Raw genomic sequence first — 21,999 nt, forward strand, 5'->3', positions numbered from 1 at the left:
ACACGCTCTTCGCCAAATCCACGCCAATGGTTATAGTGCTCATGGAGACTTCCTCTTCGAGTGACGGTTGACCAGCATCACCATCATGGCCCTCGAGGCCGAAAGGGGAGGAAGTCTCTTTTTACTCTTTCGAACCGGGGGCAATCGTTCCGGTTTGCCATGGGCGGGCCGCCGGCGCCCGACACTTTCGACCACTCCTACTATCTCCCGGTGGGATTCAGTTGTAGATTGCGACGATACCTCGCGAGGAGCTGCCGCCGTCCATGCAACGCGCTGTGTCCCGGTTGTGCCGCACCAGCCTCGATCCCTACGGGCAGGGCGCATTGTCACGGCGAGGTCGGCCGTGACGGGAATGTCGGCCAGCGGCACGCTGGAACAGGCTCTGACCCATGCGGCACGCCTGCTGGAGCGGGATCCGGCACTGGCCGTCGAACAGCTCGACGAGATTCTGCAGGTGGCCCCGGGTCATCCGGCCGCGCTGCAGTTGCTGGCCGCCGCGCGCTCGCTGCAGGGGGATGTGCGGGCTGCGCTCGACCTCCTGATTCCCCTGGCGCAGGCCCAGCCGAACTGGGCCATGATCCATTTCGACCTGGGGCTGGCCCTGGGCCGTCGGGGGCGCGGGCAGGAAGCGATCCAGGCGTTGCGCCGTGCGGTGGCGCTGAAGCCCGATCTGCCGCAAGCCTGGCGCGCGCTCGGCGACCATCTGATGGCGGCCGGCGACCAGGAAGCGGCAGACGCGGCGTACGCCAGCCACGTGCGTTACTCCACGCGCGATCCGCGCCTTTTGACGGCCGCCGTCGCCCTGGTCGAGAACCGCATCCCCGCGGCCGAGGCCTTGTTGCGCGAACACCTGAAGCAGGCGCCGACCGACGTGGCGGCCATCCGCATGTTCGCCGAGGTCGCCGCCCGGCTGGGCCGCAACGAGGACGCGCTGCATCTGCTCGAGCGCTGCCTGGAGCTGGCTCCCAGTTTCCAGGAAGCGCGCCAGAATTACGCGCTGGTCCTGCATCGCAGTAACCGGCCGGAACAGGCGCTGGTCCAGATCGAGCAACTGCTGGCGGCCGATCCGGGGCATCAGGGCTGCCGCAATCTCAAGGCGGTGGTGCTGTGCCGGATCGGCGACTACGAGCCCGCCATCCGCATCTATGCCGACTTGCTGGAACACTACCCGCGCAATGCGAAAGTGTGGGTGAGTTATGGCCATGCGCTGAAAACCGCCGGGCACGTCGACCGCGCCATCGCCGCCTATCGCAGCAGCCTGGAGCTCGAGCCCTCGTTCGGCGAAGTCTGGTGGAGCCTGGCCAACCTGAAGACCTTCCGCTTCAGCGCTGACGAGCTTGCCGCGATGCGCAGGCAGCTGGCGCGTGCGGATCTTGCAGAGGCGGATCTTGCAGAGGCGGATCTTGCAGAGGATGACCGCCTGCATCTGGAGTTCGCCATCGGCAAGGCGCTGGAAGACGCCGGCGAGTACGAGCCGTCCTTCCGGCATTACGCGCAGGGCAATGCGATCCGCCGCGCGCAACTGCACTACAGCGCCGACGACACCAGCGAGCGGGTGCGCTACATCCGCGCGCACTACACATCCGACTTCTTCGCCGCGCGTGCAGGCGCCGGCAGTCCGGCGCCCGATCCGGTTTTCGTGGTCGGGCTGCCTCGTGCCGGCTCCACCCTGATCGAGCAGATCCTGTCCAGCCACAGCCAGGTGGAAGGCACGATGGAGCTGCCCGAGGTCACCTCGATCACGCGCCTGCTGCGCATGCAGGGCGACGCCGACGGCGCCATGCCCTACCACGGCGCATTGGCGGCACTCGATGCCGATGCCCTGCGCGCGCTGGGCGAGCGCTACCTCGCGCACACCCGCATCCAGCGCAAGACCACGGCACCGCTGTTCATCGACAAGATGCCGAACAACTTCATGCACGTCGGCCTGATCCACCTGATGCTGCCGAATGCGAAGATCATCGATGCGCGCAGGCACCCGCTGGCCTGCTGCTTCTCGGCCTTCAAGCAGCATTTCGCGCGGGGACAGAGCTTCAGCTACGACTTGCAGGATGTCGGACGCTATTACCGCGATTACGTGGCGCTGATGGCGCATTTCGATAGCGTGCTGCCCGGGCGCATCCACCGTGTCGTGTATGAGCGCATGGTCGACGACACCGAGGGCGAGGTGCGCCGCCTGCTCGAGTATTGCGGCCTGCCGTTCGAGGAGTCGTGCCTGCGGTTCTTCCGGAATCCGCGGCCGGTACGCACGGCCAGTTCGGAACAGGTGCGCCAGCCGATCTACCGCGAGGGGGTGGATCACTGGCGCCATTACGCACCATGGCTTGGACCTCTGGCATCGGCGTTGGGGACCGTGCTGGAGAGCTACCCGGAGGTGCCGGTATTGGAGTGATGGCGGAATCCGATGGATTGTCGTGGACTTTAGAGGGGAGGGCTTATGCACACGAATAGATTCAAGCAGATCACGGGGGCGCAACGGGTCAGGCTGGCCAGGTTGCCGCTCGCGGCGGCGATCTGTCTGGCCATGGCCGCGCCGGCCTTGGCGCAGGATGCGGGGCAGGCCGGAGCGTCGACCGCGGCACCGGCGACGAAATCGAAGACCACGACGCTGAGCGTGGTGAACGTGACCGCGCAGAAACGCACCGAGAATCTGCAGAAGGTGCCGATCAGCATCAACGTGCTGGAGACGGACCAGCTCGAGGCGCTGCATGTGCAGAACTTCAACGACTATGTGAAGTATCTGCCCAGCGTCACCTTCCAGCAGGGCGGCGGCGGCATCGCCACCGGTCCCGGCTTCGCCACCATCTACATGCGCGGCGTGGCCAGCGGCGGCAACACCAACCATTCCGGATCGCAGCCAAGCGTCGGCGTGTACCTGGACGACCAGCCGGTCACCACGATCCAGGGCCCGCTCGACATCCACATGTACGACATCGCCCGCATCGAAGTGCTGGCCGGTCCACAGGGCACGCTGTACGGCGCCAGCGCCGAAGCGGGCGCCTTGCGCATCATCACCAACAAGCCCGATCCCAGCGGCTTTGCGGCGAGTTACGCGCTCGGCGTCGACAAGGTGGCGCACGGCGGCATCGGCTCCACCGCCGAAGGCATGCTCAATATCCCGGTCAGCAAGAGTGCGGCGGTACGCATCGTCGGCTGGCACGAACACGATGCGGGCTACATCGACAACCAGGCCGGCTCGCGCACCTTCCCGGTTTCCGGCATCACCGTCAGCAACGCCGACAACTGCACGCCGGGCGCGATGCTGGAGTGCTTCGGGCACGCCAGGAAGCATTACAACGACGCCAACACCAACGGTGCCCGCGCCGCGCTGAAAGTCGATCTCAACGACAGCTGGTCGATCACCCCGACCGTGATGGGGCAGCAGACGATCTCGCACGGCAGTTTCGCCAGCGATCCCGCCGTGGGCGATCTGGCGGTGACCCATTTCTACCCCGAGCGCGTCGACGACCGCTGGTGGCAGGGGGCGCTGACGGTGCAGGGCAAGATCGGCAATTTCGACCTGACCTATGCGTATGCGCATCTCAAACGCAACCAGGAAGAGGCGACCGACTACAACGATTATTCGTTCTGGTACGACACCTTGCTTTCCTACGGCGCCTACATCAACGACAACAGCGGCAACCTGATCAATCCGTCCGAGTTCATCAACGATCGCGACCGCTACACCAACAGCAGTCATGAGCTGCGCATCGCCTCGCCGAACGACGATCGCCTGCGCCTGGTCGCCGGCGCGTTCTGGCAGAAGCAGAAGCACGACATCATGCAGGACTACCAGATCAACAACCTGGCCACCTCGCTGTCGGTCGCCGGCTGGCCCAACACGATCTGGCTGACCCGGCAGATGCGCTACGACCGCGACAAGTCCGTGTTCGGCGAACTGTCCTACGACATCGTTCCCGACACGCTGACCGCCACTGTCGGCGAGCGTTATTTTCGCACCAGCAACAACCTGTACGGCTTCTACGGGTTCAGCAAGGGTTTCTCGCCGAATTCGAGTTACGGCGAGGCCGGCTGCATCTCGCCCGACCCGTTCGCCGGCGCCCCGTGTCTGGACTTCAACAAACACGTGAAGGAAAGCGGCTCGCTGAGCAAATTCAATCTGACCTGGAACATCACACCCACCAAGATGGTCTATCTGACCCGCTCCGAGGGCTTCCGGCCGGGCGGCGTCAACCGCGCCGGCCAGCTGCCGCCTTACCAGGCGGATTTCCTGACCAATCTCGAGCTGGGCTGGAAGACCTCCTGGTTCGACAACCGGCTGTCGTTCAACGGCGCGGTGTTCCGCGAGAAATGGAACGACTTCCAGTTCAACATCCTCGGCGCGAACGGTCTTACCCAGATCAAGAACGCCAACTCGGCCCGCATCGACGGACTCGAGTCGCAGCTGAACTGGCAGGCCACCTACAACCTGAATCTCAGTACGGGCATCGCGTTCTACGACGCCAAGCTGACCGCGAACTATTGCGGATTCACCGACGCCAACGGCAATGCGGTCACCTATTGCCCCGCCGGCACGATCAACCAGTCCACCGGCGCCGTCGTGGCCGGGCCGCTGGCCCCAAAGGGCACCCAGTTGCCGATCACGCCCCGCTTCAAGGGCAACCTGATCGCGCGCTATACCTTCACCGTGGGCGGCAGCGATGCCTTCGTACAGGCGGCGTTCGTGCACGTGGGGAGGCGCACGACCGACTTGCGGCTGCTCGAACGCAGCCTGCTCGGCGACCTGCCGGCGTACAACTCCGTCGACCTCTCCGCGGGTATCCAGCACGGCAGCTGGTCGGTGGACACGTATGTCGACAACGTGTTCGACACGCGGGGAGCGATGTACAAGTTCACCGAGTGCGGCGTGACGGTTTGCGGCGCCCACAATGTCGTGGCGCAGTATCCGAACGGGCAGGTCTATACCGGCTTCAGCCAGCCGCGCACGTTCGGCATCCGCTTCAAGCAGGACTTCTAGGCGGGCGCTTGTCCGTCTGGAACGAAAAGGGCCCCGGTGCGAACCGGGGCCCTTCTTGTTTCCGGAACAGCGGCGGCGGCTGCCCGTAGCGTGTTCGTCCGGCTGTCCGTGCGGTGTCCGCGGACACCCTTCCGCTGCCGAGTGCGCCGACCAGGCTGTTGAAAAACAGGAAATTTTCGTGAATTTTCCGAGTGGCACGCGGATTGCAGCCACCGCTGTGCAACCGCGCTGTCCGCGGTCAGGAAAGGCACCGATGATTCGCGACACTTCCGCTCAAGACCGCATGGTCGAGGTCAAACCCAACCCCAGGCGCCGGCTGATCCTGCTGGGCGGCGGCGTAGTCGTGCTGGCTTTGCTGGCATGGCTGGCTCCGGGCATTGGCCGGCTGTTCTCCGCCTCTGCCTCGGTCAGCAGTTCACGGCTGGCGTTCGCCACCGTCGAACGCGGCCCGTTCGTGCGCGACATTGCCGCCGAGGGCAAGGTGGTCGCCGCGGTCAGCCCGACCTTGTATGCCACCTATGGCGGCGCGGTGACGCTGCAGGTGCATGCGGGCGACACGGTGAAGAAGCAGCAGGTGCTTGCCGTGATCGACAGCCCGGAGCTGCGCAACAAGCTGGCGCAGGAGCAGTCAAAGGCCGATGCCATGCAGGTCGACTATCTGCAGGCGCAGGTGGATGCGCGCACCAAGCGCAGCGACCTGCAGAAAGCTCTCGACAACGCGCAGATCGACGAGAAGAGCGCCGAAACCACGCTGGACCGTACGCAGAAGGCGTTCGCCGCCGGCGCCGCCACCGGCGTGGAAGTCGACCAGTCCAAGGACCTGCTGGAAAAGGCGCGCATCACGCTGGCCCACGCCAAGTCCGATATGGGCATGAACAACGACAGCCTGAAATTCAACATCCAGGCCAAGAAGCTGGCCCACGACAACCAGCTGCTGGTGGTGCAGGACCTGCAGCGGCAGGTGGACGACCTCAACGTGAAGTCCCCGGTCGACGGCCAGGTCGGCCAGCTGTTCATCGCCGAGCGCGCCACGGTGGCCAAGGACGCCCAGCTGCTCAGCGTGATCGACCTGTCCGCACTGCAGGTGGAAATGCAGGTGCCGGAAAGCTTCGCCCGGGATCTGGGCATCGGCATGTCCGGCGAAATCAGCGGCAACGGCAATACCTGGAAGGGCCTGGTCAGCGCGATCTCGCCCGAAGTGGTGAATGGCGAAGTCTCCGCGCGGCTGCGCTTCGCCGGCGAGACGCCGAAGCAATTGCGGCAGAACCAGCGCCTGTCGGTGCGCGTGTTGCTGGACAAGCGCGACAACGTGCTGACCGTGCAGCGCGGCTCGTTCGTCGACGAATCCGGCGGCAGCTACGCTTATGTGGTGCGCGATGGCATCGCCACGAAAACCCCGATCCGCGTCGGTGCTTCGAGCATCGACAAGGTGGAGATCCTCGATGGCCTGAAGGAAGGCGACCGCATCGTGATCTCCGGCACCGACAGCTTCAAGAACGCGGCTCGCGTCGCGATCAGCAACTGAGTGCGGGGAATCGGGAATGGAGCATCGGGAATCAAAGCCCGCTCCCGATCGATTCCCGACTCCCCACTCTCCATTCACTGCTCCAACCACCGAGGAACAACCATGCTGAAGATGACCCACCTGTCCAAGGTCTACCGCACCGAAGTGGTGGAGACCTATGCGCTGCGCGATTTCAACATCGACGTGAAAGAGGGCGAGTTCGTCGCCGTCACCGGCCCGTCCGGTTCCGGCAAGACCACCTTCCTGACCATCGCCGGCCTGCTGGAAACCTTCAGCGGCGGCGAGTACCACCTCGACGGCATCGAGGTGAGCAACCTCAACGACAACGCCCGCTCGAAGATCCGCAACGAGAAGATCGGCTTCATCTTCCAGGCGTTCAACCTGATCCCCGACCTCAACGTGTTCGACAACATCGAAGTGCCGCTGCGCTACCGCGGCATGAAGTCGGCCGAGCGCAAGCAGCGCATCATGGAATCGCTCGAGCGGGTCGGACTGGCCTCGCGCGCCAAGCACTATCCGGCTGAACTGTCCGGCGGTCAGCAGCAGCGCGTGGCGATCGCCCGTGCATTGGCCGGCTCGCCGCGCCTGCTGCTGGCGGATGAGCCGACCGGCAACCTGGACACGCAGATGGCGCGCGGCGTGCTCGAACTGCTCGAGGACATCCATCGCGAAGGCGCCACCATCGTGATGGTCACGCACGATCCGGAGCTGGCCGCTCGGGCGCAGCGCAACGTGCACATCATCGATGGCCAGGTGGTGGACCTGTCGGAGGATCCGCGCTTCCACGCCGGTGCGCAGCTGCGCAGCGAAGTGCATTCGGTCTGATGCCGTCCATGTGCACCAGGTCCTTCATCGACTGCGAGAACCTTTCATGCGTGTGAAGTTGCTGCCCCTGTTGCTTTGCATGGCCCTGGCGCCGTTGCCGGGCCATGCCGAGGACTTGATGGATGCCTACCGGCAGGCCATCGCCAATGACGCGGTGCTCAGCACCGCCGACGCCGCACACCTGGTCGTGGCCGAGAACGTGCCTCAGGCACGCTCGGCCCTGCTGCCGCAGTTGTCGGTGGGGCTGGGCTTCGAACAGATCCATGGCGGTACCGGTTCCGTCACCGGTCCCAACGGCAACATCGTGTCCACCGGCTCGGCCGGCCATACGCGCGAGCGCGATCTCAGCACTACGCTCAACCAACCCATCGTCAACCTGGCCGCCATCGCCAACCTCCGTGCCGCAAATGCCGGCCGGGACTCCGGCGAGCAGACTTATCGGGCAGCGTTGCAGAACCTGTACGTGCGCGTTGCAGCCGCCTACTTCAACGTGCTGGTCGCACAGGACGATCTGGACGTCTTCCGTTCGTACGAAGACGCGTACAAGCAGGAGTTCAACCAGGCCAGCACGCGGTTCAAGAATGGCCTGGCGATGGCGTCGGACGTGAGCCAGTCGCAGGCCTACTACCTGTACATCAAGTCCCGGCGGATCACGGCGCAGGACGCCCTGAAGGACGCGCAGCGCGCACTGGAGCAGATCACCGGCAAGCCCACCGGTACGCTGAAGAAGCTGCGCGAAGACCTGCCGATGCAGGCGCCCACACCGGCCAGGGCGCAGGCCTGGGTGGATGCGGCCATGCAGAGCAACCCGGTCATTCTCGCTGCGCGCTACACGGTGACGGCCGACGAGCACCGGGTTTCGGCGGCGCGTGCCGGGCACCTGCCCACGCTGAGCGCCAGCGTGCAATACGGAAAGTTCGGCAGCTGGTCCAGCGCGGTGCCGGGCGCTGCGGCCTACGGTCCCGGCGTGACCACCATCGGCCTGACGCTGAGCGTGCCGATCTTCAGCGGCGGCCTCACCCAGTCGCAGGTGCGCCAGGCGATCGCCCGGCGCGACGAGGATGCAGGTTTGCTGGAGAGCCAGCGCCGCCAGGCGGCACGCGATGCCAACAACTACTACAACCTGGTGGTGGACGGCATCGATCAGGTCGACGCTGCGCGCACCTCGGTGGAGGCGGCGCGCAAATCGCTGGCATCGATGCGCGCCGGCTACGAGATCGGCACGCAGAGCCTGACGAACGTGGTGTTCGCGATCGAGCAGCTGGCCAACGTGCAGACCGAATACACCGTCGTGCGCCACCAGTTCATCCTCAACAAACTCCTGCTCAAGCAGGTCGCAGGCACCGTGGACGTCCACGACCTGGAAGACATCAACCGGTTGCTCCTATGAATCCCCACCGCCCTGTCGCGCGCTGCGCACGGAACACCGGTACCCACGCGGAGGCTTGATCCATGTTTGCCTACTACCTTGAACTAGCCCTGCGCAGCCTGAAGCGCAGCCCCGGCCTCACCGCGTTGATGGTGCTGGCGATAGGCTTCGGCGTCGCCGCGTCGATGACGTCGTGGTCCGTGTTCCGCGCGGTGTCGGGTGATCCGATCCCGTGGAAGTCCTCGCAGCTGTTCGTGCCGCAGATCGACAACTGGGGGCCGAACGGCCGCAGTCCCGACGGCGAGCCGCCGAACGCGATGGACTACACCGACGCGACGGCGCTGATGCGCGAGCATCGCGCGAAGCTGCAGTCGGCGCTGTACCAGATCTCGCCGTCGATCGTGCCCGCGGATGCCGGAAAGCATCCGCTCAACGTCAGCGGGCATGCGGTGTATGGCGAGTTCTTTCCGATGCTGGACGTGCCGTTCAAGTACGGCAGCGGCTGGAGCTCGAGCGATGACGCCAACCGCGCGATGGTGGCGGTGATCAGCAGCAAGCTCGATCAAAAGTTGTTCGGCGGCGCCAACAGCGTGGGCAAGACCGTCAACATCGAGGGCAAGGATTACCGCGTGGTCGGCGTGCTGGACGACTGGAACCCACAGCCTCGCTACTACGACGTGGTCAACAGCGGCGGGTTCTCCACCACGGGCGACGACGTGTTCCTGCCGTTCCAGACGGCCATCCAGGTGGGCATGTCCAACGACGGCAACACCAATTGCAATGCGGTGCCCAAGGAGTCGGGCTTCGTCGGCCTGCAGCATTCCGCCTGCGTGTGGATCGCCTACATGGCCGAGCTGGACGATGCGGCGGCGGTGACGGCGTTTCGCGGGTACCTCGACGGCTATGCGCGCGATCAGCAGCAGGCCGGCCGCTTCGGCTGGGCGTCGAACAACCGCCTGCGCAACCTGCCGACGTGGCTGGACAACCAGCATGTGGTGCCCAGCGACACCAAGGTCTCGCTGCTGGTCGCGCTGGGTCTGCTGCTGGTGTGCCTGGTGAACACGGTGGGCCTGCTGCTGGCGAAGTTCCTGCGCCGCAGCAGCGAGATCGGCGTGCGGCGTGCGCTGGGTGCGCCGCGGGCGGCGATCTATGCGCAGTTCCTCACCGAGGCGGGCATGGTCGGCATGGCCGGCGGCGTGCTGGGCCTGCTGCTTACGGGGGCGGGCGTCGCCAGCGTGGGCTGGGTGCTGCCGAAGGATATCGCCGCGCTGGCGCGGCTGGATGTGTCGCTGCTCGCGCTCACCCTGCTGGTGGCGGTGGTCGCCACGATGCTGGCGGGGCTGTATCCCACCTTCCGTGCCTCGCGCGTGCAACCCGCGTGGCAGTTGAAGTCCAATTGAGGAACACGAACATGACCTTGCATCCCATCCTCGCAGCATTGCGCAAGCACAAGGCCGGCACAGTATTGATCGCGCTGCAGATCGCGCTGACCCTGGCCATCGTCTGCAACGCGATCTTCATCATCGGCCATCGCATCGAGCGGGTGAACCGGCCCACCGGGCTGGACGAGAACGACCTGTTCGTGGTCAATCAGCAATGGGTGGGCGCACCCAGTGCAGACAGCGCCGACGGCGTGGAGAAGCTAGACGTCATGCAGCGCGAGGATCTCGCCGCGCTGCGCAACCTGCCGGATGTGGCGTCGGTGGCGCCGATCAACTCGGTGCCGCTGCTCAACTCCTCCTGGACCGGTGCAGTCTCGCTCAAGCCGGATGCCAAGTTCAGCACCAAGGGCATCACGCGCACCGCGTATTACTTCACCGACCAGCAGGCGTTGGCCACGCTGGGCCTGAAGCTGGCCGCCGGCCGCGCCTTCAACGCCGGCGACGTGCAGCACCAGGGTTTCCGCGACCAGCGCGATCGCCCGGTCGCCATCGTCACCCAGGAGTTGGCGGACAAGCTGTATCCGCAGGGCAACGCGGTCGGCAAGGTGATGTATTGCGACGGCAGCAGCGTGCCGACCACCATCATCGGCGTGGTGGCGCGCATGCAGACGCCCAGCACCACCAGCTGGGGCAACGACTTCGCGTGGAATTCGACGCTGGTGCCGACCCGGCTGGACGCGAACTTCGCGCGCTATGCCGTGCGCGCCAAGCCGGGACGGCTGGAGGCGGCGATGCGTGCGGTGACGCCGACGCTGTACAAGGTGAATCCGCTGCGCGTGCTCGACGACGACAGCGTCAAGTCGTTCGCCGATGTCCGCGCCAAGGCTTACCGTGCGGACGTGGGCATGGCGGTACTGATGGGCGTGATCTGCGTGATCCTGATCGCCGTCACCGCGGCCGGCATCGTCGGCCTCACCAGTTTCTGGGTCGGCCAGCGGCACCGGCAGATCGGCGTGCGCCGCGCCCTGGGCGCGCGCAAGGCCGACATCCTGCACTACTTCCAGATCGAAAACCTGCTGATCGCCGGTGTCGGCGCGCTGATCGGTGTGCTGCTGGCGGTGGGTCTGAACATGTGGCTGATGGTGCATTACGAAATGACGCGCATACCGGTGCTGTACGTGCTGACCGGCGTACTGGCGATGCTCGTGCTGGGACAGGCTGCAGTATTCGTTCCGGCCCGTCGTGCCTCCAACGTGTCGCCGGTGTCGGCGACGCGGGCGGTCTGATTTTCCACACATTGCACGGGAGTGATCGATCGATGTTCGTCCATTACCTGACTCTTGGTCTTCGCAGCCTGCGCCGCAATCCGGCGCTGACGACGTTGATGGTGATGGCGATCGGTTTCGGCGTGGCCGCGTCGATGATCACGTACTCGGTGTTCCGCGCAGTGTCGGGCAATCCGATCCCGGACAAGTCGGCGCAGCTGTTCACGCCGCAGATCGACAGTTGGGGGCCGCAGCAGAACCTCAAGGGTGAACCCGCAGAGGCGCTGGATTACACCGATGCGATGGCGCTGACTAGGGCGCATGCGGCGAAGCGCCAGACCGTGCTGTATCCGGTGCTGCTTTCGGTGATGCCGGATGGCAGCCACGACATGCCTTTGAACGCCAACGGTTACGCCGTCACCGGCGACTTCTTCGCCATGTTCGAGGTGCCGTTCCGCCACGGCAGCGGCTGGAGTGCGCAGGACGATGACGCGCGAGCCAGCGATGTAGTCATCAGCAGCCAGCTCAACCAGAAGATATTCGGTGGCGCGAACAGCGTAGGGCGCACGATCAATCTTGGCGGGCACGACTTCCGCGTGGTGGGCATCACCAGTCACTGGAATCCGCGCCCGCGCTTCTACGACCTGTTCAGTACCAGCGGCTTCGCCGACGAGCCGGATATTTACATGGTGTTCAATCGTGCGCTGGATTTGCATATGCGCACCGGCGGTCGCAACAGTTGCCGCGGTTCGCTCACCTACACTACCTGGCAGGGCTATCTGCAAAGCAACTGCGTATGGATCACGCCGTGGGTGGAACTGGACAGTCCCGCCGAAGTCGCCGGCTACCGCAGCTTCCTCACCCACTACGCCGCCAACCAGCAACACGCTGGCCGCTTCAACTGGGCGCCCAACGTGCGCCTGCGTGACGTGATGCAGTGGCTCGATCAGGAGCACGTAGTGCCGCCAGAAAGCCGCATATCGCTGGTGGTGGCGCTGGGCTTCTTCCTGATCTGCCTGGTCAACACCATCGGCCTGCTGTTGGCGAAATTCATGCGCCGCGCCGGCGAGATCGGCGTGCGCCGCGCTTTGGGCGCAACGCGGGGCGAGATTTACATGCAATACCTGGTCGAGGCCGGCACGGTGGGCCTTGCGGGCGGCACGCTGGGTCTGCTGCTCACTGCGGTGGGCGTGTCCGGCGTGGGCATTCTGTTCCGGCCGGAGATCGCCAAGCTGGCACAGCTCGATTTCTCGCTGGTGGGCCTGACCCTTGTCGTTGCCATCGCCGCCACCGTGCTGTCGGCGTTCTACCCGGCCTGGCGCGCGGCGCATGTGCAGCCCGCCTGGCAGTTGAAGTCGAATTGAGGAGATCGCCATGAATATCCAGATCAGGCCCATCCTCACCGCGCTGCGCCGACACAAGGCAGGCACCTTGCTGATCGCGCTGCAAATCGCGTTGACGCTGGCCATCGTGTGCAACGCGCTGTTCATCATCCAGCAGCGAATGGCCAACCTGTCCCAAACCAGCGGCGTGGACGAGGCCAATGTGTTCGTCATCGCCAACATGTGGGCCGACGCTGGTCAATCGACGTCGCAGGTCGACGCGCAGGTACGGGCCGACCTGCTCGCACTGCGGCAACTGCCTGCCGTACTCGATGCCACGCCCGCCAGCGGTTATCCACTGAGGGGCGGCGGCTGGGACAACTTCGTCACCATGACGCCCGACCAGACCGAGCCGACCACTGATGCGGCGGTGTATACCGGCGACGAACATTTCATCGACACGCTGGGCTTGAAGCTGGTCGCAGGGCGCAATTTTCGCCCCGACGAGGTGGTGGCGATGGGCACTCAGCAGACGATCACCCCACCGGCCGCGATCGTGAGCAAGGCGCTGGCCGACCGTTTGTTCCCCGACGGCAACGCGCTGGGCAAGAGCTTCTACGCCATGAGTGCCACGCCAAGCACCATCGTCGGCATCGTCGATCCACTGCACCGGCAGGGCGTGGATCAATGGAGCAACGGCTATGCCGGGCAGGCGCTGATCTGGCCGATACGGCAGGATGATTCGCGCGCGATCTATTACATCGTGCGCGCCAAGCCCGGCCAGCTTGCCGATGCGATGCGTGAAGCGCCCAAGGCTCTGTTCGCGCAAAGCCGCATGCGCATCATCGACTCGAAAGACGGCATCCAGGACTACGCCACCATCCGTCACAAGGTGTACGACAGCGACCGCGGCATGGCCATCCTGATGGGCATCATCTGCGCCGTGCTGCTGGCGATCACCGCTGCGGGCATCGTGGGTCTTACCAGCTTCTGGGTCGGCCAGCGTCGCCGGCAGATCGGCGTGCGCCGTGCGCTGGGTGCGAGGCAACGCGACATCCTTGCCTACTTCCTCACCGAAAACTTCCTCATCAGCGCGATGGGCGCGGTGCTGGGCACCGTGCTGGCGATCGCCTTCAATCTGTGGACGGTGACCCATTTCGAGATGAGCCGCATGTCGATGGTCTACGTGGGCGTCGGCGTGATCGCGCTGCTGCTGCTTGGCCAGTGCGCGGTGCTGGCGCCGGCGCTGCGCGCCTCGCGCGTATCGCCGGTGGAAGCCACGCGTTCGGTTTGATCCATTCATTTTGCGAAACCCGGGGGAACACCGATGTTCGGCTACTACATGGATCTGGCCCTGCGCAGCCTCCGGCGCAACAAGGCGCTCACCGCACTGATGGTCCTGGCGATCGCACTGGGCATCGGCGCCAGCATGACCATGCTGACCGTGCTGCATGTGTTGTCCGGTGATCCCGTGCCGGGCAAAAGCGCGACGCTTTACTACCCGCAGGTCGATCCGCAGGACATCAAGGGCATGCAGCCGAACAAGGAGCCGCCGGATCAGGTCACCCTGATCGACGGCCTGAACCTGCTGCGTGCCGGGCGCGCGGACCACCAGGCCTTGATGAGCGGCGGCTCGGTGCCGGTCCAGCCCGAACAGTCCTCGCTCGACCCGTTCTATGTGGAGGCGCGTTACACCACGGCGGATTTTTTTGCGATGTTCGACGCGCCATTCCTGTACGGCCACAGCTGGACCGATGCGGAAGGCGAGGCCAAGGCGCGCGAGGTGGTGCTCGCGAAGTCGCTCAACGACAAGCTGTTTGCCGGGGCCAACAGCGTGGGCCGCACGCTGCGCATGGCCGGCACCTCCTTCCGTGTCGTGGGCGTGCTGGAAAGCTGGCAGCCGAATCCGCATTTCTACGATCTCAACACCGGCTCCTACGCCTATGGCGAGCAGGTGTTCCTGCCGTTGCAGACCATGCTGGAGCTGCGGCTGGATCGCAACGGATCGACCGACTGCTGGGGCAATGGCGGCGGTGGCGTCGGCAACATCCTGCCCTCGGATGACTGCGTGTGGCTGCAGCTCTGGGTCCAGCTGGACAGCCCGGCCAAAGCGGCTGCGTACAAGGAGTTTCTGGTGCACTACTCGCAGGACCAGAAGGCGCTGGGCCGCTTCCAGCGCGCGCCCAACGTGCGCCTGCGCAACGTGATGCAGTGGCTGGACTACCAGCAAGTGGTGCCCGACGACGTACGCCTGCAGACCGGGATGGCGTTCGGCTTCCTGCTGGTATGCCTGGTCAACACGGTGGGGCTGATGCTGGCCAAGTTCATGCGCCGCGCGGGCGAGCTGGGCGTGCGCCGCGCGCTGGGCGCGTCGCGGGGCGCGTTGTTCGCGCAGCTGCTGGTCGAGTCCGGGGTGATCGGCCTGGCCGGCGGCGCCGGAGGACTGCTGCTGGCGCTGTTCGGGCTATGGCTGGTGCGGCAGCGGCCGTCCGCCTATGCCGCACTCGCGCACCTGGACATCAGCATGCTGTTCACCACGTTCGTGCTCGCGCTGTGCGCCGCCGTGCTGGCAGGTTTGCTGCCCGCCTGGCGGGCCTGCCAGATCACGCCGGCCCTGCAGCTGAAAAGCAACTGAGGCGACCATGGACATTCTTCCCATCCTTTCCACGCTGCGCCGGCACAAGCTCACCTCCTGGCTGCTGATCCTGGAGATCGCGCTGACCTGCGCCATCGTCTGCAATGCGGTGTTCCTGATCGGCCAGCGCCTTCAGCGCATGGACATGCCCAGCGGCGTCGCCGAACACGAGCTGCTGCAGATCCAGGTGGCCGACGTGACGACACCGTCCAATCCGTATGCCCGTCTGGCGGAGGATGTGGCGGTGCTCAGGCAGGTGCCGGGTGTGCTGTCGGTGGCTTCCTCCAATCAGGTGCCGTTCGGCAACTCATCGTCGAACGCCAATCTCCGGCTCGACCCGGCGCAGCCCGATCGCACGCTCAACGCCACCACCTACTTCGGCGAAAACCTGCCGCAGACACTGGGCACGCGGCTGGTGTCCGGGCGCGATCTGCAGTCCGATGACTTCGTCGACGTGGAGACGGCGATGAAGGCGCTCGGTACGGGCGACAGCAAGAGCCTGCCGCACGTGACGCTGATCACCCAGACCCTGGCCGAGCGGCTGTGGCCGGGACAGAATCCGCTGGGCCGCATCATCTACCTCACGCCCGTCGTGGGCCTGCGCGTGGTCGGTGTGCTGGATAGCCTGGCGCGGCCGAATGCCTACGACGCGGCCAAGGCACAGTTCACCATGGTAGTGCCGCTGCGCATGGGAGCGAGCAAGGACCAGAGCTACCTGATCCGCACCCGCCCGGAAGATCGCGCGAACGTGCTGGCCGCTGCGCTGGCGGCGCTGAAGAAGGCAGACCCGCAGCGTGTGGTGACTACCCAGCGCAGCTTCGACGAAGTGCGCCGGAAGTTTTTCCAGGACGACCGCGCGATGGCCGGCATGTTGGTCGGCGTGATCGCGGCGCTGCTGATCGTCACCGCGCTGGGCATCGTCGGGCTGGCCAGCTTCTGGGTCGCGCAGCGCCGCCGCACCATCGGCGTGCGCCGCGCGCTGGGCGCCACCCGCGCCAACATCCTGCATTACTTCCAGACCGAGAATTTCCTGCTCGCCACCATCGGCATCGCGCTCGGCATGGGCTTCGCCTATGGCATCAACCTGTTCCTGATGACGCATTACGAGCTGCCCAGACTTCCGGTCGTCTATTTTCCGGTTGGCGCCATCGTGCTGTGGCTGATCGGACAGGCAGCCGTGCTCGGTCCTGCGCTGCGCGCGGCGGCGGTGCCGCCGGTGGTGGCGACGAGATCGGTGTGATGAACAGAAATGGAAACTGGTAGGAGCCCGCTGGCGGGCGATGCTCTTGCTCCGATGGTCGACTAGGAAAAATCAAAACAAGAGCTTCGCCCGCCAGCGGGCTCCTACGGGTGGCATCGGAATTTGGCTGTGAATGGAGCGACGGAATGTTCGGTTACTACCTTGATCTCGCGTTGCGCAGCCTGAAGCGCAACAAGATGCTCACCGCACTGATGGTGCTGGCGATCGCCGTGGGTATCGGCGCCAGCATGACTACGCTGACGGTGATGCATCTGCTGTCCGGCGATCCGTTGCCCACGCGCAGCGGCACGCTGTTCTATCCGCAAGTCGATCCGGATCCCAGTCCGGGGCAGAAACAGCCCTACGACGTGATGGATTACCGTTCCGCGCTGGATCTGTGGAGCGCGCATCGTGCGGACCGCCAGGCGATGATGGCTGGCAGCCAGCTGCGGCTGACCGCGCCGCAGGTGAACCTGCCGCCGCTGATGGCCCAGATGCTGTCGACCACCAGCGATTTCTTCCCGATGTTCGACGTGCCGTTCCGTTACGGCGGCGGCTGGACGCCGCAGGATGACGAGAAACATGCACGGGTCGCGGTGATCTCGTCGGATCTCAACGGCAAGCTGTTCAACGGCGCCAACAGCGTGGGGCGCACGCTGCGGCTGAAGGACACCGATGTGCGCATCATCGGTGTGCTGGCGCCATGGCGGCCGTCGCCGCAGTTCTACGACGTGGCGGGCGGGAGGTTCTCCAACGGCGATACGGCAGGCTTCTACAGCAAGCCGGAGGATGTATTCCTGCCGTTCCAGAGCGGGCTGGAAATCAATGCCGGTGGCTTCCAGCCGTTCACCTGCTGGAGCATGCCCGATCCGGTGCACATGCAGAACGCGCCCTGCGTGTGGGTGGCGTTGTGGGTGCAACTGGATAGTGCGGTGAAGGTCGGCAGCTACCGGCGCTTTGTGGCCGACTATGCTGCCCAGCAGAAAGCCCTGGGCCGCTTCGTGCATGCCGACAATACGCAGTTGCGCAGCCTGATGGGATGGCTCGACTTCAACCAGGTGGTGCCCAGCGATGTACGCCTGCAGACCTGGCTGGCGTTCGCCTTTCTGCTGATCTGCCTGTTCAACACGGTGGGCCTGCTGCTGGCGAAGTTCCTGCGCCGTGCGGGCGAGATCGGCGTGCGCCGCGCGCTGGGTGCGAGCCGTGCGGCGGTGTTTGCGCAATGTCTGGTCGAAGCCGGCGCGATAGGCCTGCTTGGCGGCATGGGAGGTCTGCTGCTGACTTCGTTCGGCCTGTGGCTGGTACGCAGCCAGCCGGTCGAATATGCCGATCTGGTGCATCTGGACACGCCGATGTTCCTGGCCACGTTCGCACTGGCCATCCTGGTCAGCCTGATCGCCGGTGCGTTGCCCGCCCTGCGTGCCAGCCGCATCGCACCGGCACTGCAATTGAAGACGTTGTAACGGGATCCGCCATCATGCAGATGAAGCCCATTCTCGCCGCCCTGCGTCGCCATCGTCTGGCCAGCATCCTGATCGCGCTGGAGATCGCGCTGGCCTGCGCGGTGCTGTGCAATGCCTGTTTCCTGATCGTCAACCGCGTGCAGCAGACCCGGGTCGTCAGCGGTGTCGACGAGAACGCGCTGGCTGCCCTGAAATTGACCGGTTATGACCCGGCGAGGGGCGTCGACCTCAACGCGCGCGTACTCAGCGGCCTCGCCAAGCTTCCCGGCGTGCAGTCGGTCAGCGCGATCAACCAGGTGCCGTTCGGCGACCACGCCGGTACCGCCGGCATCACCACCGATCCCGAGGGCAAGCGTTTCGCCGGCGTGGTGGATTTCTTTGTCGGTGGTCCGGGCAGTTTCGAGGCGCTGGGCGTGCAGTTGGTCGCTGGCCGCTTGCCGCAGCCTGGCGATTACCAACCCGTCGACTTTTTCGTGCCTGATGACTCCGCCGTATGGGTAACCCGCGCGCTGGCCGAGCATCTGTGGCCTGGAGCCGAGCCGCTAGGCAAGGAATTCTGGACTGGCAAATTCCACTTTCGGGTAGCCGGCGTGCTGGCGCACCTGGCACGTCCCTATGGTGGCGAGGGCGGCCCAAGCACGATCGAATGGTCGGTGTTTGTGCCGGCGCAGCCGGGCGCCCGGCTTGCGGCCGTATACCTGTTGCGCGCCGATCCCGCCCAGTTGCCGCAGGTGCTGCGCGACGCGCGGGCCGCGATGGCCACCATCGCGCCCGATGCGGTAGTCGACAGCAAGGCGAGCCAGACCATCGGCAATCTGCGCGAGAAGTATTTTCGACAGGATCGGGTCATGGCTGGCATCCTTGTCGGCGTGATCGCCTCGCTGCTGCTGGTCACGGCACTGGGCATCGTGGGCCTGGCCAGTTTCTGGGTCGCGCAGCGTCGCCGGCAGATCGGCGTGCGCCGTGCGCTTGGCGCCACGCGCAGCGACATCCTGCACTATTTCCAGATCGAGAACTTCCTGATCGTCAGCGGCGGCATCGTGCTTGGCATGGTGCTGGCGTTCGCGCTGAACCTCGTGTTGATGACGCACTACGAATTGCCGCGGTTGCCGCTGTACTACCTGCCGATCGGCGCACTGGTTTTGTGGGTCCTGGGCCAGCTGGCGGTACTTGGTCCGGCGCTGCGTGCGGCCGCGGTGCCGCCGGTGGTAGCGACGAGGTCGGCGTGATGAACATGACTCGAAAATAATGAAATCGTGTAGGAGCCCGCTGGCGGGCGATGCTCTTGCCTTGATGGCGGGCCAGGAAAGATCAGAACAAGAGCATCGCCCGCCAGCGGGCTCCTACGGGCGGCATCGAAATTCGGCGTGAATGGAGTGACGGGATGTTCGGCTACTACCTTGAGCTCGCCATGCGCAGTCTGAAGCGCAGCCCCGGCCTTACCGCGCTGATGATGCTGACGATCGGTTTCGGCGTGGCTGCGTCGATGATTACCTGGTCGGTGTTCCGTGGCGTATCCGGCGATCCGATTCCGTGGAAGTCGTCGAAGTTGTTCGTGCCGCAGATCGACATGTGGGGCCCGTTGCAGGCGTCCGGTCCGGGTGCGCGTAGCGACGTCCGCGAGCCGCCGGATGCGCTGGACTACGCCGACGCGATGGCGCTGATGCGCGATCATCGTGCCGCCCTGCAGTCGGCAATCTACGCGGTCGCGCCGACGGTGTTGCCGGCGGGGGTGGGGCGCAGCCCGATTCCGGTGTTCGGGTTCGGCGTCTACAGTGAATTCTTTCCGATGCTGGATGTGCCGTTTCAGTACGGCGGCGGTTGGCAGGCCAGTGACGACAGCGACGGCGCGCCCGCCATCGTGATCAGCGATGCGCTCAACCGGCAGGTATTTGGCGGGGGAGACAGCACCGGCCGGAATATCGATCTGGATGGCAAGGACTACCGCGTGATCGGTGTGATGAAGCCGTGGAACCCGCAGCCGATGTTCTTCGACGTCGTCGATACCGGCGGTTTCGGCGGCGAAGGTCCGCAGGTGTTCGTGCCGTTGCAGCGCGCCATCGCCAGCGGCATGGAGAACGCCGGCGCGGTCAATTGCCCCAAGGGCGTGCAGCCGGGTGCGGGCTACGCCGGCCTGCAGCTGTCGAACTGTGTATGGCTCGCCTACATGGTCGAGCTGAACGATGCACCGGCGGTGCAGAGCTATCGCCAGTACCTGGACAACTACGCGCGCGCCCAGCAGAAGATCGGCCGCTTCGACTGGCCGCCGAACAATCGCCTGCGCGACATGCGCGCGTTTCTGGATTACGAGCATGTGGTGCCCGACGACACTCACATGTCGCTGCTGGTGGCGCTGGGCCTGCTGCTGGTGTGCCTGGTGAATACGGTGGGTCTGATGCTGGCCAAGTTCCTGCGCCGCAGCGGCGAGATCGGCGTGCGCCGGGCGCTGGGTGCGTCGCGCCGCGCCATCCACGCACAGTTCCTCACCGAGGCCGCGGTCATTGGTGCCGGCGGTGGCGCGATGGGCCTGCTGCTGACCGCCGTCGGCGTACTGGCCGTCGACCGGGTGCTGCCGCCGCGGCTGGCCGATCTGGCGCGCATCGATCCGGCGTTGCTTCTGCTCACCGTGGCGGCGGCGATCGTCGCCAGCGTGCTGGCCGGCGCTTATCCCGCCTTTCGTGCAGCGCGTGTGCAGCCCGCATGGCAATTGAAGACGAACTGAGGATGCATCGATGAAACCGCATCCCATCCTGGCAGCCCTGCGACAGCACAAGGCCGGCGTGTCGTTGATCGTGCTGCAGATCGCGCTGACCCTGGCGATCGTGTGCAACGCCATCTTCGTGATCGGCCAGCGCATCGAGCGAGTGGGCCGCCCCACCGGTGCCGTCGAGGATGGCCTGATCCGCATATCGCAGACCTGGTTCGGCGCGCCGGCCGGCGGCGATGCCGCGACCGTGGAAAAGCTCGACGCGCTGCAGCGCACGGATCTGGCCACGCTGCGCAACTTGCCCGACGTGCTGGACGTGGCCGCCTCCACCAGCATGCCGCTGCAAGGCATGATCTACAGCGGAACGCTCACGTTGAACCCGCAGCAGACAGGCGTGGCGGCGAGCGCCGCTTACTACTACGGCGATGAGCGTCTGCGCTCCACGCTGGGCCTGCGCCTGATTGCCGGCCGCGATTTCAAGGCCGACGAAATCCTCCATCACACGCTCGCCAGCGATGCCGCTTCGCCGGTCGTCATCGTCAGCAAACCGGTGGCCGACCGGCTGTTTCCCGATGGCGGCGCGCTGGGCAAGACGGTGTACCAGGACGGCAAGCCGGCGACCATCGTCGGCATCGTCGAGCGCCTGCAGACGCCGACCACCGCGAAGTGGGGCAGTGCCTGGGACTACAACTCGGTGCTGGAGCCGGTGCGCGTGGACGGCGCTTCGGCCAGCTACGCGGTGCGCGCGCGGCCGGGCCGCGAGGCGGCGGCGATGCGCGAAGCGCGCAAGGCTTTGCTCGCGGTCGATCCGTTGCGCGTGATGCCGGATACCTGGGGCGTCCAGTCGCTGTCCCAGATACGCGACAAGATCTACCGCGCCGATCGCGGTATGGCGCTGGTGATGGGCGTCGTCTGCCTCATCCTGGTGGTGGTGACTGCCGCCGGCATTGCCGGGCTGACCAGTTTCTGGGTCGGCCAGCGGCGCAAGCAGATCGGTGTGCGCCGTGCGCTTGGCGCCACGCGCAGCGACATCCTGCACTATTTCCAGATCGAGAACTTCCTGATCGTCAGCGGCGGCATCGTGCTTGGCATGGTGCTGGCGTTCGCGCTGAACCTCGTGTTGATGACGCACTACGAATTGCCGCGGTTGCCGCTGTACTACCTGCCGATCGGCGCACTGGTTTTGTGGGTCCTGGGCCAGCTGGCGGTACTTGGTCCGGCGCTGCGTGCGGCCGCGGTGCCGCCGGTGGTAGCGACGAGGTCGGCGTGATGAACATGACTCGAAAAT

The 21,999-nt window shown here is 65.4% G+C and carries 15 protein-coding genes; all 15 read left to right on the forward strand.

All coding sequences use genetic code 11. The annotated features are described in order from the left end of the window. The first annotated feature begins 352 nt into the window (after positions 1–352). The 15 genes from ACFPPB_RS00005 to ACFPPB_RS00075 all read left to right on the forward strand — a co-directional run bounded on the left by ACFPPB_RS00005 (position 353) and on the right by ACFPPB_RS00075 (position 21,981). Positions 353–2,392: a tetratricopeptide repeat-containing sulfotransferase family protein gene (locus ACFPPB_RS00005; RefSeq protein ID WP_377323815.1), complete on the forward strand. Its 2,040-nt coding sequence runs from the start codon at positions 353–355 to the stop codon at positions 2,390–2,392. 45 nt (positions 2,393–2,437) lie between these two features. Next, entirely contained in the window at positions 2,438–4,978 is a 2,541-nt protein-coding gene (locus ACFPPB_RS00010; RefSeq protein ID WP_377323133.1) for a TonB-dependent receptor, read from the forward strand. Between the two features lie 253 nt (positions 4,979–5,231). After that, positions 5,232–6,503 (forward strand): efflux RND transporter periplasmic adaptor subunit, encoded by a 1,272-nt coding sequence (locus ACFPPB_RS00015; RefSeq protein ID WP_377323135.1) that lies wholly within the window; start codon positions 5,232–5,234, stop codon positions 6,501–6,503. A gap of 102 nt (positions 6,504–6,605) precedes the next feature. Beyond that, complete coding sequence (locus tag ACFPPB_RS00020; RefSeq protein WP_377323137.1) at positions 6,606–7,328, forward strand: ABC transporter ATP-binding protein; 723 nt, start codon at positions 6,606–6,608, stop codon at positions 7,326–7,328. 46 nt (positions 7,329–7,374) lie between these two features. After that, the gene (locus tag ACFPPB_RS00025; RefSeq protein WP_377323139.1) at positions 7,375–8,718 is read left to right on the forward strand and encodes a TolC family outer membrane protein; all 1,344 of its coding nucleotides are present in this window, start codon (positions 7,375–7,377) and stop codon (positions 8,716–8,718) included. Between the two features lie 62 nt (positions 8,719–8,780). Beyond that, positions 8,781–10,097, forward strand: a complete 1,317-nt coding sequence (locus tag ACFPPB_RS00030; protein ID WP_377323141.1) for an ABC transporter permease — start codon at positions 8,781–8,783, stop codon at positions 10,095–10,097. Between the two features lie 11 nt (positions 10,098–10,108). Continuing rightward, positions 10,109–11,365, forward strand: a complete 1,257-nt coding sequence (locus ACFPPB_RS00035) for an ABC transporter permease (RefSeq protein ID WP_377323143.1) — start codon at positions 10,109–10,111, stop codon at positions 11,363–11,365. Between the two features lie 32 nt (positions 11,366–11,397). Continuing rightward, positions 11,398–12,708 (forward strand): ABC transporter permease, encoded by a 1,311-nt coding sequence (locus tag ACFPPB_RS00040; protein ID WP_377323145.1) that lies wholly within the window; start codon positions 11,398–11,400, stop codon positions 12,706–12,708. 10 nt (positions 12,709–12,718) lie between these two features. Further along, entirely contained in the window at positions 12,719–13,960 is a 1,242-nt protein-coding gene (locus ACFPPB_RS00045; protein WP_377323147.1) for an ABC transporter permease, read from the forward strand. A gap of 33 nt (positions 13,961–13,993) precedes the next feature. After that, a complete protein-coding gene (locus ACFPPB_RS00050; protein WP_377323149.1) occupies positions 13,994–15,301 on the forward strand; it encodes an ABC transporter permease in 1,308 nt (435 codons plus the stop codon). Positions 15,302–15,308: 7 nt separating this feature from the next. Then, complete coding sequence (locus ACFPPB_RS00055) at positions 15,309–16,541, forward strand: ABC transporter permease (RefSeq protein ID WP_377323151.1); 1,233 nt, start codon at positions 15,309–15,311, stop codon at positions 16,539–16,541. A 146-nt stretch (positions 16,542–16,687) separates the two neighbouring features. Next, positions 16,688–18,004 carry an ABC transporter permease gene (locus ACFPPB_RS00060; protein WP_377323153.1) on the forward strand — a complete coding sequence of 439 codons (1,317 nt, stop codon included), beginning with the start codon at positions 16,688–16,690 and terminating at the stop codon, positions 18,002–18,004. Between the two features lie 14 nt (positions 18,005–18,018). Beyond that, positions 18,019–19,233, forward strand: coding sequence for an ABC transporter permease (locus tag ACFPPB_RS00065; RefSeq protein ID WP_377323155.1), 1,215 nt, complete (start codon positions 18,019–18,021; stop codon positions 19,231–19,233). 155 nt (positions 19,234–19,388) lie between these two features. Then, positions 19,389–20,726, forward strand: a complete 1,338-nt coding sequence (locus ACFPPB_RS00070; RefSeq protein WP_377323157.1) for an ABC transporter permease — start codon at positions 19,389–19,391, stop codon at positions 20,724–20,726. 10 nt (positions 20,727–20,736) lie between these two features. Beyond that, the gene (locus tag ACFPPB_RS00075) at positions 20,737–21,981 is read left to right on the forward strand and encodes an ABC transporter permease (RefSeq protein ID WP_377323159.1); all 1,245 of its coding nucleotides are present in this window, start codon (positions 20,737–20,739) and stop codon (positions 21,979–21,981) included. Positions 21,982–21,999: the final 18 nt, after the last annotated feature.

Origin of the sequence: Rhodanobacter terrae, assembly GCF_042657005.1 — a bacterium.
In the GTDB taxonomy this organism is placed as follows: Bacteria; Pseudomonadota; Gammaproteobacteria; order Xanthomonadales; family Rhodanobacteraceae; genus Rhodanobacter; species Rhodanobacter terrae.